This is a genomic window from Proteiniphilum sp. UBA1028 (assembly GCF_002316955.1).
Lineage (GTDB): Bacteria > Bacteroidota > Bacteroidia > Bacteroidales > Dysgonomonadaceae > Proteiniphilum.
In genome coordinates this window covers 3,870-21,409 of record NZ_DCEN01000025.1, presented here as the reverse complement: position 1 = coordinate 21,409, position 17,540 = coordinate 3,870, and the positions used below count along the sequence as shown (strand labels likewise).

General features: G+C 45.5%; 19 protein-coding genes. 16 read left to right on the top strand and 3 right to left on the bottom strand.

What is annotated here, in order from left to right; translation table 11 throughout:
• The first annotated feature begins 47 nt into the window (after window positions 1-47).
• From B3Z75_RS03045 to B3Z75_RS03030, 4 genes are all read left to right on the top strand, one after another.
• Window positions 48-1,406 carry a MutS-related protein gene (locus tag B3Z75_RS03045; RefSeq protein WP_294067637.1) on the top strand — a complete coding sequence of 453 codons (1,359 nt, stop codon included), beginning with the start codon at window positions 48-50 and terminating at the stop codon, window positions 1,404-1,406.
• Entirely contained in the window at window positions 1,387-2,721 is a 1,335-nt protein-coding gene (locus B3Z75_RS03040; protein WP_294067635.1) for a MutS-related protein, read from the top strand. Before B3Z75_RS03045 ends, B3Z75_RS03040 begins: the two co-directional genes overlap by 20 nt.
• 41 nt (window positions 2,722-2,762) lie before the next feature.
• The gene (locus B3Z75_RS03035) at window positions 2,763-5,603 is read left to right on the top strand and encodes a M16 family metallopeptidase (protein WP_349676023.1); all 2,841 of its coding nucleotides are present in this window, start codon (window positions 2,763-2,765) and stop codon (window positions 5,601-5,603) included.
• Window positions 5,604-5,689: 86 nt separating this feature from the next.
• Window positions 5,690-6,415, top strand: coding sequence for a hypothetical protein (locus tag B3Z75_RS03030; protein WP_294067633.1), 726 nt, complete (start codon window positions 5,690-5,692; stop codon window positions 6,413-6,415).
• Window positions 6,416-6,537: 122 nt separating this feature from the next.
• On the opposite strand, the gene B3Z75_RS03025 is transcribed toward B3Z75_RS03030, so the two are convergent.
• Together B3Z75_RS03025 and B3Z75_RS03020 are read right to left on the bottom strand one after the other, a co-directional pair.
• Window positions 6,538-7,473 (bottom strand): NAD(P)/FAD-dependent oxidoreductase, encoded by a 936-nt coding sequence (locus B3Z75_RS03025; protein ID WP_294067631.1) that lies wholly within the window; start codon window positions 7,471-7,473, stop codon window positions 6,538-6,540.
• A gap of 134 nt (window positions 7,474-7,607) precedes the next feature.
• On the bottom strand, window positions 7,608-7,955 hold the full coding sequence (locus tag B3Z75_RS03020) for a thioredoxin (protein WP_294067629.1): 348 nt from the start codon (window positions 7,953-7,955) through the stop codon (window positions 7,608-7,610).
• 200 nt (window positions 7,956-8,155) lie between these two features.
• Between B3Z75_RS03020 and B3Z75_RS03015 the strand changes: the two genes are divergently transcribed.
• A complete protein-coding gene (locus tag B3Z75_RS03015) occupies window positions 8,156-8,824 on the top strand; it encodes a Crp/Fnr family transcriptional regulator (protein WP_294067627.1) in 669 nt (222 codons plus the stop codon).
• A 108-nt stretch (window positions 8,825-8,932) separates the two neighbouring features.
• On the opposite strand, the gene B3Z75_RS03010 is transcribed toward B3Z75_RS03015, so the two are convergent.
• Window positions 8,933-9,610, bottom strand: a complete 678-nt coding sequence (locus B3Z75_RS03010) for a Crp/Fnr family transcriptional regulator (RefSeq protein ID WP_294067625.1) — start codon at window positions 9,608-9,610, stop codon at window positions 8,933-8,935.
• 176 nt (window positions 9,611-9,786) lie between these two features.
• Between B3Z75_RS03010 and B3Z75_RS03005 the strand changes: the two genes are divergently transcribed.
• From B3Z75_RS03005 to B3Z75_RS02955, 11 genes are all read left to right on the top strand, one after another.
• A complete protein-coding gene (locus B3Z75_RS03005) occupies window positions 9,787-10,353 on the top strand; it encodes a DsrE/DsrF/DrsH-like family protein (RefSeq protein WP_294067623.1) in 567 nt (188 codons plus the stop codon).
• A 120-nt stretch (window positions 10,354-10,473) separates the two neighbouring features.
• Window positions 10,474-10,725, top strand: a complete 252-nt coding sequence (locus tag B3Z75_RS03000; RefSeq protein WP_294067621.1) for a sulfurtransferase TusA family protein — start codon at window positions 10,474-10,476, stop codon at window positions 10,723-10,725.
• Between the two features lie 13 nt (window positions 10,726-10,738).
• Window positions 10,739-11,134: a hydrogenase iron-sulfur subunit gene (locus tag B3Z75_RS02995; protein WP_294067619.1), complete on the top strand. Its 396-nt coding sequence runs from the start codon at window positions 10,739-10,741 to the stop codon at window positions 11,132-11,134.
• Window positions 11,135-11,140: 6 nt separating this feature from the next.
• Window positions 11,141-12,448, top strand: coding sequence for a CoB--CoM heterodisulfide reductase iron-sulfur subunit A family protein (locus B3Z75_RS02990; protein WP_294067617.1), 1,308 nt, complete (start codon window positions 11,141-11,143; stop codon window positions 12,446-12,448).
• Window positions 12,449-12,454: 6 nt separating this feature from the next.
• Window positions 12,455-14,179, top strand: a complete 1,725-nt coding sequence (locus B3Z75_RS02985) for a CoB--CoM heterodisulfide reductase iron-sulfur subunit A family protein (RefSeq protein WP_294067615.1) — start codon at window positions 12,455-12,457, stop codon at window positions 14,177-14,179.
• Between the two features lie 4 nt (window positions 14,180-14,183).
• Entirely contained in the window at window positions 14,184-14,462 is a 279-nt protein-coding gene (locus B3Z75_RS02980; RefSeq protein WP_294067613.1) for a helix-turn-helix domain-containing protein, read from the top strand.
• Window positions 14,462-15,523: a 4Fe-4S dicluster domain-containing protein gene (locus B3Z75_RS02975; protein ID WP_294067611.1), complete on the top strand. Its 1,062-nt coding sequence runs from the start codon at window positions 14,462-14,464 to the stop codon at window positions 15,521-15,523. The genes B3Z75_RS02980 and B3Z75_RS02975 overlap by 1 nt, the downstream gene beginning before the upstream one ends.
• Before the next feature lie 213 nt (window positions 15,524-15,736).
• On the top strand, window positions 15,737-16,273 hold the full coding sequence (locus tag B3Z75_RS02970) for an RNA polymerase sigma factor (protein WP_294067609.1): 537 nt from the start codon (window positions 15,737-15,739) through the stop codon (window positions 16,271-16,273).
• A 44-nt stretch (window positions 16,274-16,317) separates the two neighbouring features.
• Window positions 16,318-16,623 (top strand): hypothetical protein, encoded by a 306-nt coding sequence (locus B3Z75_RS02965; protein ID WP_294067607.1) that lies wholly within the window; start codon window positions 16,318-16,320, stop codon window positions 16,621-16,623.
• Window positions 16,607-17,170 (top strand): hypothetical protein, encoded by a 564-nt coding sequence (locus B3Z75_RS02960; RefSeq protein ID WP_294067605.1) that lies wholly within the window; start codon window positions 16,607-16,609, stop codon window positions 17,168-17,170. The genes B3Z75_RS02965 and B3Z75_RS02960 overlap by 17 nt, the downstream gene beginning before the upstream one ends.
• A gap of 48 nt (window positions 17,171-17,218) precedes the next feature.
• Window positions 17,219-17,540: hypothetical protein (locus B3Z75_RS02955; protein WP_294067603.1), on the top strand; the 322-nt coding region annotated here is incomplete at its 3' end.

Below are 17,540 nucleotides of genomic sequence, written 5' to 3'. Positions count from 1 at the left end.
TGCAAGATTTTCTATTCAGCACACGTCTTATTATATCGTATTATATTATGGACTTTACAGTTGATAAACAAACGCTTGACGACCTAAATATATTTGGCAAACAGGGGGGTATTTCAATCTACAATTTTTTCTGTTCAACTTATACCAAGGGAGGGGCTTTGTTGTTGGAAAAGATGTTTCGATACCCTTTAGCAGACAAGGATGAAATAAATAACAGGACAGACACAATCCGTTTTTTTCAAAAAAATAAGATCACTTTCCCTTTTAACGGACAGTTGTTCGATATTGTAGATAAATATTTACAAAACACAGATGTACGCTCAAAGCTTTCTAATGAAGAGGACACGTTGAAGAGAAAATTTAGAAGTGCAATCGGGGTAGAAAATGAATATGAACTGCTTCATAAAGGGGTAATCGCGATGATAGAAATCATCAACAGCGCCAAAGACTTTATTCATCAGATAAAAAAAACAGCCTCTTTCAAATCTTATGAAGAAGATGTGGAGAAGTTCGAGTTTATTTTCAAAATAAACAATTTAGATTGGACACAAAAGGAAAAAAACAAGAAACATCTCAGATACCCGGAAACAGCAAAATACGATAGGATATTGCGTTTTGAAAAAAATAGAGAGATGAGAATATTGTTGGAATTAATTTTCCGGCTTGATGTATTTATTTCAGTAGGAAATATATCTACAACATATGGACTTACCTATGCTAAAGCCACCAACAATGTAGATAAGAAAATAGAAATAAAAGATTTGTATCATTTGAATATAAAGGATCCTGTCAAAAATGATGTCAGTATAGGAAAAAACTCAAATATGATCTTTCTTACAGGTGCGAATATGGCAGGCAAATCAACATTAATGAAATCTATTGGTATCGCGGTGTTCTTAGCTCATGTTGGTTTTCCTGTACCTGCAACCGCTATGGAATTTTGCGTTCAGGATGGTTTATTTACGACAATTAATCTTCCTGACAATATGAATGTGGGATATAGTCATTTTTACGCGGAAGTTTTGCGTGTAAAAAAAATAGCATATGAAGTAGCAAAAGAGAAGAAATTTCTAATAATTTTTGATGAATTATTCCGGGGAACCAATGTGAAAGACGCCTATGATGCTACAGTAGCTATTTTAGAGGCATTTGCAAAAAGAGAGCAGAGTACATTTATCATATCAACCCATATCATTGAAGCCGGTGAAACGTTAATGAAAAAAAATGACAATATTAAATTTTTATATCTTCCGACCAAAATGGAAGGAGAAATACCTGCCTATACATATACATTAGAAGAGGGCATCACAAATGATCGTCACGGAATGGTCATCATACGCAATGAGAAAATATTAGAGATTCTAAATGAAGAAAAACAGCTTACTTATGAGTTTTTTAATAGATAAGCAAACACTTGATGACCTAAATATTCTAGGAAAGTATGCCGTGAACTCCATTTACTCGTTATTCAATGTGGTAATAACGGCTGGAGGGGAGAAACTTTTAAATAAATATTTTCATAATTTATTAAATGATCATGAAAGCATAAATAAACGTAGTCAGTTATTTTGTTTTTTTCAAAACGGGGATTATCAATTTCCAATAAAAAAGGAAGATTTTGTCCTAGCCGAGGCTTATTTAACGCAAACGAATTATTCCAACCCATTGAATGCGTTTCTACATGCGACACGGGTACAGTTCTTGCGTAAAATCGGGCTTGACAAAGAGTATCAAATCCTTAAAGAAGGTATGATTGCAACAACAAAGGTATTCCGCAGTTTGACGACCTTTGGTGAAACGTTTGACAACGGCCTGGTTCAGAATCCTTTTGCCTTACAATGTGAGACACTGAAAACAATTCTAAATAACAAACAATTACAGTGGATAAAAAAGTCAGAAACAGATGACAAGATCACTTTTATTCAATTTGCCAAATATGATTATGTATTACGTTATGCATTAAAAAATGAATTAGCAGAATTACTTCATATCATCTATGAAATTGACGTAAATATTGCTGTAGCAAAAGTTGCCGAAAAAGAAGGATTCAGTTATGCAAAAGCTTATAGCAAAGAGAGGAATTTCCTTTCTTTTGAAGAGTTATTTCATCCTTGTGTGAATGACGCAGTAGGGAATGATATTGAATTTTCTGATGAAAAGAATGTGGTTTTTCTTACAGGAGCAAATATGGCCGGAAAATCAACCTTGATGAAAGCAATTGGTGTTGCCGTGTACCTTGCTCATATGGGATTTCCAATACCCGCAAAAAAATTTGAGTTCTCCGTGAAAGATGGCATATTTACTTCTATCAATGTACCTGATAATTTGCATTTAGGATATAGTCATTTTTATGCAGAGGTACTGAGAGTAAAGAATATTGCAGAAGCTGTGATTTCAAATCGTTATTTACTTATCCTGTTTGATGAGTTATTCAAAGGAACAAACGTGAAAGATGCATATGATGCAACCGTTCATATTACCAAAGCGTTTTCAAAGAAGATCTTCAGTTCTTTTATTATTTCAACGCATATCATGGAAGCTGGAGTAGCATTACAAAAAGAAGAAACCCAAATTCAATTTCTCTATTTACCCACCGTGATGAAAGGTGTTATACCCATTTATACTTATAAACTGCAAAAAGGCATCTCTGATGACAGGCATGGAATGGTAATTATTGGCAATGAAAAAATTATTGAAATAATTAATGGTGCACATTTATAACACAAAAAAACTTGAATTATTTATTCATTAAACATGATATTATGATTACAATTAATAAAAAGATTATTTTGTTCCTCCTGGTCATTTTCACAGGAATCTCGTCAACCTTATCTCAAAGTTTTGATGTTTCAGCACAACTTCCCATAGATGAGGAGTTTGTAATTGGGAAACTACCCAATGGTTTAACCTATTACATAAGAGAAGCAAGCAATCCAAAAGGGCGGGCTGAATTTTTCATTGTACACAATGTCGGCTCACTTCAGGAAGAGGATGACCAGAGGGGGCTTGCTCACTTTCTTGAACACATGGCTTTTAACGGGACCAAGAACTTCCCCGACAAGGCTCTTTTAAATTATTTTGGAAGCATCGGCGTGAAATTTGGAGCAAACATCAACGCTTACACTTCAATGGACAGAACCGTTTACAATATTTCTCAAGTTCCCGTGACCAGCAACACAGTGATCGACTCAACACTGCTTGCCTTGCACGATTGGTCACACTATATTTCATGTGAAGCGGAAGAGATTGAAAAAGAACGAGGGGTAATCAGGGAGGAGTGGCGCCGGGGAGACATTGCCTTAACCCGAATGATGAAAGCGATATCGCGATTTCAACAGACAGGTTCCCGATTTGCCGAGAGAGATGTCATCGGCTTGGTCAGTGTGATTGACAATTTTGAACCTCAAACGCTCATAGATTATTATCACAAATGGTACAGGCCCGACTTGCAGGCCGTAATTGTTGTGGGAGACATTGATAAAAAAGAGATGGAACAACGCATTATTAAAACCTTTTCATCGATACCTGCGGTAGAAAACGCGGCCGTGAAGCAATATTACAGCATCCCCGATAATAAGGAACCCATCATCGGATACTTTACAGACCCTGAAACCTCTGCCGTTTCTGCAAGATTGTCGGTGAAAATTCCAATGTTGAGTGACAGCGAGAAACAAACAGAACGGTATTTTTACGAAAAGTTGATTGAAGACATTTTCATTGAACTCATGAAAAACAGGTTCAGGGTTACATCTTTAAGTCCCGAAGCTCCTTTCAGGATGGTAATCCCTGTATTCGGAAGTATCAGCTATGCAAGCAGGATGTTTACCGCTACGGCAATTCCCGTGGAGGATGAAAAAACATTCGATGCGCTTCAGGGAATCGTAACAGAAATAGAAAGAACCAGGCAATACGGTTTTGAGCAGGAAGAATTAAACCACGTGAAAAAAATTGTCGCTGCCAATTTAGAGAAAGAGTATCAGAAAATAAAGGAACGAAAAAATGTTGACTATGTGAACGATGCCATAGAAAACTATACCAGAAACACGCCGTTGGTGACCCTGGAACAAAAAAATGTTTCACAAAAAAATATACTCGGGAAAATTGCGCTTACAGACATAAACTCAGCCATAAACAAATTCCTGAGTTCAGAGAATAGGGTAGTGGTTTTTGCAACTCCTGAAAAAATAAAACAGACATTGCCAACAGAATCTCAGGTATTAGCCATGATGGAAGAAGTTCAAAATACTGAACAAGAGCAGTTTATTATTGCAGAAAAGAAAGAAATTCAGTTCTCCGACATTAAAGCTCCAGGCCGAATCATTAAATCGAGAAACGTTACTTCCAAAGATTATGGAATAAAATACGAAATGCCTTTGGATTCAACTACCGAATGGACTTTACAAAATGGGGTTAAAGTGGTGTGGAAAGAAGAATTTGGTAAAAAAGAGAATGTAAGTATGTTTGCTTTTCGTAAAGGCGGATATGCCTACCCTGAAAATATTGAAGACCAAAAGGTACTGAACTCTTTTTTACGAGACATTGCCATAAACAACCTGAATCAGCACGAACGAGCAGAGTGGAGTTTAAAAAATAAGCTCAGCCTTTCGCCCTACATCACCGAACGAAATGAAGGATTTTCAGGCTCTTTCGACCCTGAAAGCAGTGAAAAATTTTTCAATTTGTTGCACAAATATTTCACGGATGTATCGGCAAACCAAAAAGAAGTCGAGAACTTTAAGAGAAGAATGCTAAAGAGCATCGAGAATAAAAATGCCCAGACATTTTACAAAGATTCCGTAAATAAACTCACATATAGTAATAATCCATTGCGAACAGATTACAAAGAACCTTATGTTCAGTCATTGACACCATCAAAATTGAACGCCCTGTATCAATCTCATTTTTATAACCCACAAGGCTTTACTTTTATTTTTTCAGGACCTATGCGATCTAAAGACGCCAAACCGCTCATTGAGAAATACATGGCATCAATTTCCGGCAAAGCCAAAGTACCTGATCTGAAATTTAAAGAACCTGTCTTAAGAACCGGAGAAGTCAGCCTCCGATACAAAGCCCCAGATTTATTAAGTTCGAAAGCATCGGTGACAAGAATTTATCACAATAAATCCGATTATACCGCGATGAATAACCTATTGGCAAAATTCACTGCTTATATATTAAGTAACCGATACTTAAAATCAATTCGTGAAGATAAAGGAGGTACTTATCACGTGGGTGTAAAAAGCGAACTGAGCCGTTATCCAACCCCTACTGCAATCATGGAAATCAATTTCGATACCGATCCCGCTTTAGTTGACGACTTATTGAGCGTGGTTCAGGGAGACATTCAAAATTTAGTTACTCAGGGGCCTACGGAGAATGAAATCAGTGAAATAAAATTATATTTGGAAAAAAGATTTCAAGACAGAAAAGAGAATATTTCATGGAATGGCATCATTTCTAATGCATTAAAAGAGGAGCCTTATCTCGATCTGGAAGAACTCTCTTTGTTGGATAAAATTAATACACATAACGTACATCAATTCGCCAAATCTATTTTCCTTGCAAACAATAAAATGACATTTGTATTTGAACCACAGTAGAAGATCACTTAACCTTAGGGACTCACTTCCTCTCAAGTGAGTCCCTAAGGTAATCAACACTCATTTTCAACAAAATATATTTCACCATGAAAAAGAAAAAAAGCACTTTAATTCCCCTTTCAATGCCATTTTTCTGTTGTCTGCTTATTTCTTGTGGTTCCCTAAAAAATTCACCTTGTGGTGAATTGGATGGCAGACGCTACCGGATTAAAGAGAAGAATGAGATTAAGGAACTTTACTTACTCACTGAAAACGGAGAACTTAATGCATACCCAATAATAGATAGTAATGATCCTCTTTTACCGGATAGTATGCAAAAAAAAGTTTATCCGCGAATTGTAAAAAACAATACTCTTCCCGCTCCTTTAAATTTGTATAAAAACGGTATAAACCTCGAACTAATGGTTTTGCCTCTAAAACTAAGGCCTTCTGTAGAAAACGTACCTTTACAACTGAATTCTGATTTCAACGGGGCTATTTTTGTTGGATACAGCTTCGATAAATACAATTTGAGTTATAACCGGATAACAAACAATTTATCTAGACGTGTTTTAAACAACTACAAATTTTCTTATGGTGGTTTTATAGGTTTAGGGAGTACCTTCATGTCTCCTACAACAACAGCGCATCAAACGGATGAAGAATACGACGGGGTTGTTTTACAAAAGGGCATTGCCGGCGTCATTGAAGTAAATAATTTTACACTCGGAATAGCGCTGGGATTTGATAACTTACTAAGCAGCGACCGGAAAATATGGATTTATGAGAATAAGCCTTATTTCGCTTTATCGGTCGGCTTGGACATAAATTAAAATAAGTGGGTACTTATCGACGGAATCGCCAGGAGTATATCACGAGAATGTCAACCTACCCTATCTTCACCGTAACTTATTCGATTAGCTTCGAATATAACTCGAATATCAACCAAATATATCTAAGATAAAAAGGGTTTGTTCCGGATATATTCGGTGGCGCTGAGCGCCGCGATTGTGCCGTCGCTCACAGCAGTAGTAACCTGACGATAACGCTTTGCCACACAGTCGCCCGCTGCAAAAACACCGGGCAGGTCTGTTTTCATCGTTTCATCGACCATGATTTCGCCCTTTTCATTCATCTTCACGAGCTCCTCAAAAGCTTCCGTATTGGGTATATAGCCGATAAAGACAAAAACGCCGTCGGTCTCCAGATCGGTCAACGTGCCTGTTTTCAGATGCTCAACCTGCACCTTTTGTAAAATACCGTTTCCCATATAGGCACGCAACTCCGATTCCATGATAAAACTTATTTTGGGATTACGTTCCGCCTCTTCCACTGCATGTGCAAATGCCTGAAAATGATCAAACTGATGCACGATGGTAACATGCGATGCAAAATGCGCAAGAGTCACGGCCTCTTCCAGGGCCGAATTTCCACCGCCGACCACAACCAGCCTTTTGTTCCGGAAGAAGTCGGCATCACAGGTGGCACAGTAAGAGATACCTCTCCCTTCAAATTCTTTCTCTCCCGGGATATTGAGTGAACGGGGTTTACCACCGGGGGCTAGGATGACTGCTCTGCCACGGAATATTCTTCCGTCTTCAAGTTCCACCTCCTTGATCTCTTCAACCAAACGGTAGTTCACAATTTTGACATTAGTCTTGAGTGTACAGCCAAAGCTTTTTGCCTGCCGTTTCATAATGTTGGCCAACTCATATCCTTTAATTGTCTCCACACCGGGATAGTTGGCAATCTCGTTTGTCAGGACAATCTGTCCACCGGTCACCCCTTCACTCAAAATCAGTGTATCGAGTTTTCCTCGGGAAGCGTAAATTCCCGCAGAGAGGCCGGCAGCACCGGCACCCAGGATCATTACATCATATATCTTCTCCATCTTTTCTGCTTAGCTTTATATCTCAAATCGCATTCACGACCTATCTCCTTGAGACGAATGATATTCCTTCAAAAATGCGTAAAAAACTCCTCACATGCAGTATTTCCCACACTATTTTACCTAAATTCTCCCTATCAGGCAAGATACTGATCAAGATTCTCCTTCACCTGCGACATACTTTGAATGCTGGTCGTCGCTTTCGCTACCTTTCCATTCTTATAGTACATGGTGAACGGTAATCCCATGAAACCGCGACATTCAGGTGCATTCCGGATAACACCCGATTCCGGGCTGTCGAATGCCATGGAGTAAAACTTCACTTCGGGACGTTCTTCCTCCAGCTCTTCCATAATCTCATACACCGGGATACACATCGGCCCCATGCGTCCACAACACACCATCACATTTTCGTTCTCGCTGATGATCTTCTGCAACTCTGCTGCAGTTTCAATTTCCTGAATATTGGTTCTTAAGTACTTCATTTTTTTATTGTTTAAATTGATTTATATATGGATACAAAGGTAGAGCATGCAAACGAAGAGAACGATAAAATAAGGCTGACAGATTCCATGACTCAGGGTGAAATGCAACAGTTATTTAGCTAATGAAAATCAGTTTTCGGAAAAGATGGTATCTTTGTCACAAAGTAAAGCAACGTATGGTACATTGAATGAATAACAAAATGGACAATTGCGAAAAGATGGTGGCCTGTTTCCGCGACCTGAAGCCGGAAGAGCTGAAGCTGATCAGTTCAGGCAAAACAGAGCTTACCTATCTGGCAGGTGAGATCCTCTTCAAACAGGGAGCCTTCTCCACACATGTATTGCTGGTCATGGACGGACTGGTAAAAGTGTACCTGCAGACGGGAAGGGACAAGCAACTCAACCTGCAGCTGGCTAAAACAGGCGACTTCCTCGCCTTCTCCTCCCTCTTTGGAGAGGCAGTACACCCCACCTCGGCAGTAGCACTTACCGACACCCAGGTGTGCATGATAGACAAAGAGAAAATGAGGTTGCTGTTGTTGCAAAATGCGGAGTTTGCCATGCGCATCACTTCACGCAATTACCGGAACGAACGGCAACTGCTCACCGTGATAGGAAACATGACCTCAAAACAGATGCGGGGGAAACTCGCTTCCGCGCTGCTCTATCTCAGCGGGGATGACTTCTTGGGCCAGGATATCTTTGTCCATCTCTCGCGGCAGGATTTGGCCAATTTTGCCTCCGTAGCCACCGAGAGCGCCATCAAACTGTTGAAAGAGTTTGAGCGCGACGGTATCATTGCGCTCGAAGGGAAAGGGATCACTATCCTCGACAGGGAAGAACTGGAGAAGACTGAAAGGATAGGATAAACATTTGTATATCAAACAATGTACAGCCATCTACGCTTAACACATCAATCTTATCTTGTCGACAGAAAGGTAATTTCACCCGTATTGCCCAGAAATATTCCTCCGGTTTTAACCGTTCTGGCTGATCATTTTCAGCATTTTTTTATCAATGATTCTCACTTGTCTCCCTTCCATCTGAATGATTCCGTCCTGGATAAACTCGGAGAGCGCGCGGTTGATGCTCTCCCTCCCAGCATCCACCCAGTTTCCGATCTCCGACTGGGAGAGTGGAAGAGTAAACTGTTCTGCCTCAAAAAGGTTCTCTGAAAATTCGAGCAGCACATCTGCGAGATTTCCCTTTATCTGCTTCTGGGTGCGGCTGGCACAACGCCGGTAGGCTTCCAGTTCACTCTTGCACAACTCCATAAGAATATAACTGCTGAATTCTCTGTTTTCTTCCAATAGTTTCTTAAACACCTCCAGGTCAATAAAGCAGATCTCTGAATCGAGCACTGCCGTCACACTATACTGATTGATTTTGTCGCCGAACGTAGTGGGAAGCCCAAGATAAGTCGGCGCCTTCACCAGCTTCACGATCTGCTCCCTGGAGGGACCCGTAATATGAATTCTAGCCATTCCCTTTCGTAAAAAGATCACGTTGGTAGAAAACACACCTTGTTTAATAATGGCATCACCCTTCCTGAATTTCACCACCGCATGGTTCCCGCTCAGCATCGCAAGCTGGCAATCCTTCATGCTGGCAGACGATCTCAACACACAGGCACAGTCGGCACACTCGTTGTTCATACGATAAAGATTATCCGAAGAAATATAGCACACTTCCAATTTCCAAACAAAAATAGAAAAAGATGTGACATATCTCACAAAATAAAGTAAAAAACTGCACGGAGCTAAAATAAAATAATAATGAATTATTCCTTTAATTTGCACTTAATTCATTTACAAAATCATACAGGATAAATATGGAAAATACCAACGACATCTCCATGAAAGCTCTCCGGGATGAACTGGAGAGTCTCAAAGCAAAAACAACCCGTCTGGAAGATTGCCGGAAGGATCAGCTCTCTATCGCCATCGTATCGGGCGACATGGACAAGATCCTGGCAGCGATGATCATCTCACTGGCTGCTGCCGCTATGGATTCAAAGGTGAAGCTTTTCTTTTCCTTCTGGGCACTCTCTGCCCTGCGCGACCCGCAAAAGAAGCCAAAGGGCAAGGATTTCATCTCAAAGATGTTCGGCATAATGCTCCCCAAAGGGCGCAACAAGCTGAAACTCTCCAACATGAACATGTGTGGCATGGGACCGGCGATGATGAAAAGACTGATGAAAAAACAGCACGTGATGTCGCTAGACGATATGTTCAGCGAAGCTGCTACCCTAGGCATTGAGATTACCGTCTGCGAGATGTCGATGAACCTGATGGGCTTCAAAAAGGAGGAGATCATCGACTACCCGCACCTGCGCTATGCCGGAGCAACCACTTTCGTAGCAGATGCCGGCGAGAGTAGCATGCAATGGTTTATATAACGTTTCAAAGTTGGCAAGTTAGTAAGTTCGAAGTTCTTTGTTCGAGACTCCAAAAAATCAGGAGGCAAAACTTATCCCTTACTGCTGAAAACAATACATTCATCCTAAATAATGAAAACAATGACTACAGAAGAATTGAGAGCACTAAAAGTGGCAAAATCGGTAGACGCACGGGGCACAGCCTGCCCGGGACCGCTCCTTGAAGCGAAAAAAGCCATCGGCACCATCGCGGCAGACGACGTGATGGAGATCCTCTCGGCCGACGAGGGTACCAAGTCCGACATCCCCAAATGGTGCAAGAAACAGGGGCACGAGTACCTTGGCACCGTGGAGGAGAACGGCTACTTCAAGGTATACATGAAGAAGAAATAACCCATCCCCAACAATGAAAAAAAGTGCCAGGATACTGGTTTTTTCGACGGAAAAAATCTCCGATCCCGCCATCGACATGGCGGGGTTGCTGAAGCTCCACTACCCACCGACGGTCTACACCATCACCGTTCCCTGTTCCAGCGGCATCAAGCCCGGCTGGATCCTGCATGCCTACGAACGGGGGTTCGACGGGGTGTTCATTGCGGCCGACGGCAGCGACTGTGTCTACGGGGAGAGCTGCACGGAGAAGACAGGCAACCTGGTGGCCGACACCCACGAGCGGATGAAAGCCCGGAGCCTCGACCCCGCCCGCCTACGCATGGCCGCCATCTGCTCCGTATGCAGCGAAGCGTTCGTGAAGCAGATACGCAGCTTCAACGAATACCTGATCAAAACAACCAACGCATAAATTCCGATGAACGAAGAGAAGAAGATCATTCGCTACGACGCCCTGGTGGTGGGGGGCGGGATCGCCGGCGGCGAGGCGGCGCTCAACCTGGCCAACAGTGGCTACCGGGTGTTGCTGGTGGAAAAGCAACGTTCCCTCGGGGGGAAGATGATCCTGCTGAGCAAGGTGTTCCCTACGCTCGACTGCTCTGCCTGCATCACCACGCCCAAAGTGTCAGAGATCGCCCGCCACAGGAACATCACCATCTTCACCGAGAGCGAGGTGACTGGTATCGTCAAGAGGTCGGAGAACAATTTTGTGGCGCAGATCACCAAAAAACCGCGCTATGTGCACGTGGAGGACTGTACCGCCTGCCAGCTCTGCGAGCAGGCATGCCCGGTGAGCGTGCGCGATGAGTATCAATATGGGCTGATCGGCAGGAAGGCAGCCTTTATCCCTTTCAGCATCGCCAACCCCAAGGCGGCAGCCATCGACATCGAGAACTGCACGCTCTGTGGTGCCTGCGAGAAGGTGTGCCCCACCCAATGCATCGACTTCACCATGGAGCCGGAGCAGTACGAGCTGCATGCCCGCACGGTGGTGATTGCCACCGGCTTCAAACTCTTCGATCCGCTGGAGATTCCGCGCTACGGCTATGGACAGTACAAAAATGTGATCACCTCCATGCAGATGGAGCGGGAGATCGCTCCCACCCGTCCTTTCAACACCATCCTGCGTCCGGGCGACGGCAAGGTGCCCGACAAAATTGCCTACATACTCTGTGCCGGCTCGCGTGACGCTTCGGTGGGCAACCCCATCTGCTCGCAGATCTGCTGCATGTACTCCATCAAGCAGGCACAGCTGCTGATGGGTGCCCTTCCCATGGCCGACGTCACCATCTACTACATCAACATCCGCTCTTTCGGCAAGGGCTTTGAGGAGTTTTATCAGCAGGCTAAAGGGATGGGTGTCACCTTTGTGAAGGGCAAGGTCGGCACCATCAAAGAAAAAGAAAACGGCAACCTGATTCTGCGCTATGAGGACATCGGCGAAGGAGTGGTCAAAGAGGCAGAGCATGACATGGTGGTGCTCTCGGTAGGAGTAAAGTCGAACCCCGACGCCGGCAAGATCTTTCCACAGGGAACATTGAAACTCGACCCTCACCGGTTTGTTACCCAGACCGACCTGATGGGCAGCCCTGCACGGACCAGCATCGACGGCGTCTTCGTGGCCGGCACTGCTGCCGCCCCGATGGACATTCCCGATTCGATTCTCTCGGCCGGCTCGGCATCCTCCGAAGCAATCAGTTACATCATACAACACCAGGAAGCATAAACGATTATGAAAGAGAGAATAGGCGTCTACATCTGCCATTGCGGCGGCAACATATCCGATTATGTTGATGTGGAGAAGGTGCGTCAGGCCGTGGAACACGAAAAAGGAGTAGCCTTGGCGAAGACCACCCTCTTCGCCTGCTCCGACGCCAACCAGAACGACATGGTGGAGGATATCCGCACCCACAACCTCGACGGGGTGATCGTCGCCTCCTGCTCCCCCAAGCTTCACCTCACGACCTTCCGCAACGTGACCGAACGGGGAGAACTGAACAAGTACACCTACGTGCACACCAACATCCGGGAACAGGCCTCCTGGGCGCACTCCAACGACAAGGAGGGTGCCACAGACAAGGCAATCCGTCTGGTGAAGGCAGCCATCGCCAAATCTCGCTTCGCCGAGCCACTCTACCCCAACCTTTTTGAAGCCGAAAAAACCATCGCGGTAATCGGTGCCGGCATCGCCGGCATGAAGGCAGCCGCTGCCCTGGCGGACAAGCAAACAGAGGTGCTCCTGATCGAGAAAGAACACCGGGTAGGGGGACACACCGCCACCTGGGGTACCCTGGCGATGACGGAGGAGAGCGGCAGTACCCTCACGGAACGGATCTACCACGACCTGCTGCGACGGGAGAATGTGACCATCATGACCGGTACGGAAGTAATCTCCTCCAAGGGAAGCATCGGCAACTTCACCCTTAAAGTACGTAAGCGGCCGACAAAGGATGGCGACCCGGTGGAGACCGCCGAGTTCACAGTAGGCTCGGTCGTGGTGGCCACCGGCTTCGACTCCTACCAGCCCAAAGAGGGTGAGCTCGGCTTCGCACAGAGCGACAACGTGATCACGTTGCCTGAGTTTCGTCATCTGATCGACAGAGCCGAAGGGAAAGAGCTGGTGTACAACGGGAGAAAAATCCGCCACATCGCCTATATCTATTGCGTGGGCAGCCGCCAGACCAATGGAGAGAACACCTACTGTTCCCGCTTCTGCTGTACCTCGGCTATCCATGCATCCATCCTGGTGAAGAAGAAGTTCGCAAAGATCAACAACTACCATCTCAACCGCGGCATCCGCACCTATGGCAAGCAGGAGCTGCTCTATGCCGAGTCGCTGGCGATGGGCGACCTCTACCTGCAGTGGGGAGAGGAGACACCCCCTGCTGTAGTGATGGAGGGAAAGGGGGCAACGATAACCCTCCGTGATATCCTCTCCTCCAACAGAGAGCTGGAACTGGAGGCAGACCTGGTGGTACTGGTGACCGGCATGGTGCCACGTGCCGACAACAGTGTGGGCACCCTCTTCAAGCTACCCAGGGGGAGAGACCGCTTCTTCAACGAAGTACACATGAAGCTGCGTCCGGTGGAAACAGTGATCGACGGTGTTACCATCGCCGGCAGCTGCCAGGGACCGAAGAACATCACAGAGTCAGTCAATTCAGCCCTGTCGGCAGCAACCAAGTCCTTCTCGCTGATCAGCAAGGGGACGCTCGAGACGGAGCCAATTGTGGCGGAGGTGAACAGCGACATATGCAGCTGGTGTGGGAAATGTGCGGAGGCCTGTCCCTTCGATGCGATCCTGCAAAAAGAGGTGGGCGGCAAAACGGTGGCGATGGTTAACAACTCGGTCTGCAAGGGATGCGGTATGTGCGCTCCGGTATGTCCGCCCGACGCTATCAACCTGATCAACTATTCGAGTGAAGAGATAATGAGTATGATTGACGCATTGGCTTAAGAACATGAAAGCAGAAAAAGGGAAAACAGCCCGCTACCTACGGGAAAAACAGGGCGTTCCGGAACATGTGAAAGAGGAGCTGAAAGAGTTCAACCGGATCAAGCGGGCCATCACCGGCGCGCTGGAGCAGGAAGAGCTGACCATTGCACAGCTCGCAGAACGGCTGCAGATGCCCCTCCACGAGGTTACCTACCACCTGCTTACCCTGGTGAAATATGGAGTGGTGGCCACCGGCAAGATCGATGAGATGGACGAATACTATTCGTATAAACTGGTAAAATAATGGCAAGCAAAATCAATCCCCGTTTTTCGGAAGAGCTCAAGAGATACGGTTCCGTCAATTTCAACGCATGCTACAACTGCGGCAACTGCACCGCCGTCTGCTCCCTCTCCTCCCCCGACAACTCCTTTCCCCGCGAGATGGTGCGGCTCAGCGCGCTAGGCCTTGAAGATGAGCTGAAGCAGTCCCTCAAGCCATGGGAGTGCTACTACTGCGGTGAATGCACCACGCAATGCCCGCAGACGGCCAACCCGGGTGAGTTGATGATGTCGCTGCGGCGATGGCTCACCGCACAATACGACTGGACCGGCCTCTCGGGACTGCTTTACCGTTCCCTCGCCTTCACCATCGCAGCTCTGCTGCTGGTAGCGGCAGGCGTCCTCTTCTTTGCCCGTACTTTCGGTTTTGATGTAGCGACCCTGCTCCATGCGGGTCACCGCTTCGAGATGCTGGCAATCGCCACCGTCTTCCTGGTGATCTTTATCCCCAACCTGCTTCGGATGTGGCACTTCACCATCGTAAAGCAGAAAGTGAGGACACCCATGATGAGCTACATCACTGCCCTCCCTGAACTGTTCATCAACATGTTTACCCAGAGAAAGGCAAAAGATTGCGATGAGAAAGATAACTTCCGCTGGCTGGAACACCTGGTGCTGGTGTTCGCCTACCTGTCGCTCCTCTTCACCACTGTCTTCCTCAACTGGTTCGGTACCGGGAGCCTTTTTATCATTGTGCTCGGTTATGTGGAGAGCTTCCTTATCTCCGTCATCACCGTCCATTTCGTATCGGGCAGGATCAGGCAGAACAAATCGCTGAACAAGTTCTCGCAACCCTCCGACTGGCTCTTTGTGATCTGGCTGCTGCTGATGGGGCTGACAGCCTTTCTGGTGAGGCTCTTCATCGACCTGAATATACTCGAAAACAATATCTGGATGTATATCCTTCACCTCACCGTGCTGGCACAGTGGGCGCTGATCATCGTCCCCTTCGGCAAATGGACCCATTTCCTCTACCGTTCCTTCGCGCACTATTTTGCGAGAATTAGAAGCCTACAGAAATCCTAAACGGTCTCAGGAGCGCAGAAACAAATATTCAAGGTTGCGGAACTGGGCAGCCCCCTTGTCACATATCGCGGGATAGACCTGCATCCTCTTACGCCAAGAGCCAACGAAAATATTGTCAGTCAGGAACGGTTATTAACCGGAAAAAAACATCTTTACCGTAGGAATGCGGTTCCATTCGTGTCAAACATACCAAAAGAGAGTTCACCAGACTGTATGTCGGACAAGCAACTTATAGAAGAGATTAGATCAGGCAACCTCGACGCCTTCAGCATCCTGATGGAACGATATCAGCAACAGGTGTTTCGTATGGCCATGGGATTTCTGCATATAAAAGAAGATGCGGAAGACCTCACACAGGAGATTTTTATCCGTCTCTATGAGTCCCTCCACACCTTCCATGCAGATGCCGCATTCAGCACCTGGCTTTATCGGATCGCCCTCAACATGTCGCTCAATCAACTCCGCAAGAACAAAAAGAGACAACTGTTGCAATCAATCGAATCGATTTTCAACCGTGACAGCAGAGAAAAGACTCCCTTGGAGATGCTTGAGAGCAAAGAGAGAGACAGAGAAATCCAGGCAGCCATCGACGCCCTTCCAGAGAGGCAACGGATGGCTTTTATCCTGAGCCGTTACGAAGAGTTACCGCAAAAGCAGATCGCTGCGATCATGAACCGTTCGGAAGGGGCCGTGGAGCAATTGCTGCAAAGAGCCAACGAGAATCTGAGAAAAAAACTGCAGACACCGTAGGAAATATGTTCATGACGTGTCTAACCAATTAAAGAAAATAAGAAATGATAAAAAAAGGTTATCCTGTAGACGAGCTGATCCGGCGTGAAAGAGAAACGGAACCCGGTCCGTTCCTTGCCAGCCGCGTGATGGCAGAAATTGAGCGGAGAAGCGAAAAAGTAAGCAGAAGAGCTCCACTATGGCAAAGCCTCATTCTCGCTGGAAGTATCGCCGCGGTGGCTTTTCTGGGGATATCCATCGGTAACAACTACAGTGAGCGGACAGCTGTTGGCATGAGCCTCAACATCAACGATGGTCAGATCGAGAACCTGAGATATTACAACTTAACAGATTATGAACAGAACGACTAAAATTCTCTGGTGGATCATTGCCCTGCTGGTGATCCTCAATCTCACCACCATCGGCACCATACTTGTCAGAGCCAAGGCGATGGGAGAAGAGGAGTTGGCCATCGTGCTGGATGAAGATCAGTCCAGTCCTCTCACAGGAAGATTCTTCAGGCAAAACCTCGGGTTCAATGATGCACAAATGGTTCAATTCAGAGAGGCACGCCGTACCTTTCAATATGCCGCAAACGAACTGATCTTTGAGATGGACTCGCTTAAAAGCGAGATGTTCGCTGAGTTAAACAAACAGACACCCGACACGGTCCGGCTGAATAATCTATCAGATCAAGTGGGAAACAGACACGCCGAGTTAAAAAAGATCACCAACGATTTTTATCTTAAGTTAAAAAAAATGTGCAGCGAAACGCAATGCGAACAACTGCAACAGACTTTCCTCCCGCTCTTCCGTGACGGTACCGTAAACCGGGGCAGAGGTTATCAGTGGAACGACAGTATCGCAACAGGTCAGGGACACAGACACAGGTATGGTAGAGGCGGCAGAAGTGAATGAAAAAGCAAAATAATATCAAGACAATAAACCAATTAAATTCAGAAAAAAATGAGAACAAAAATTTTTATTTCAGCATTGGCAGTGTTACTCTCTGTCGGTCTGGTCGCAGCCCAGGAGCCGGAAAAAAAGGAGAAGACGACCACCACTCAGCAAGGACCCGCTTTTGTGGATAAGGACAACAACGGTATTTGCGACAATTTCGAGAACGGAACGCCCGGCAACCCGAATGCCAACGGGAAGCAACGCCTCCTTGACGGCAGTGGCAGAGGAAAAGGAATGTGCTACGGCATGAGAAACGGTCGCGGCAGAGGTGGCAGGAATTTTGTGGATGCCAATAAGAACGGCGTTTGCGACAATTATGAGAACGGAA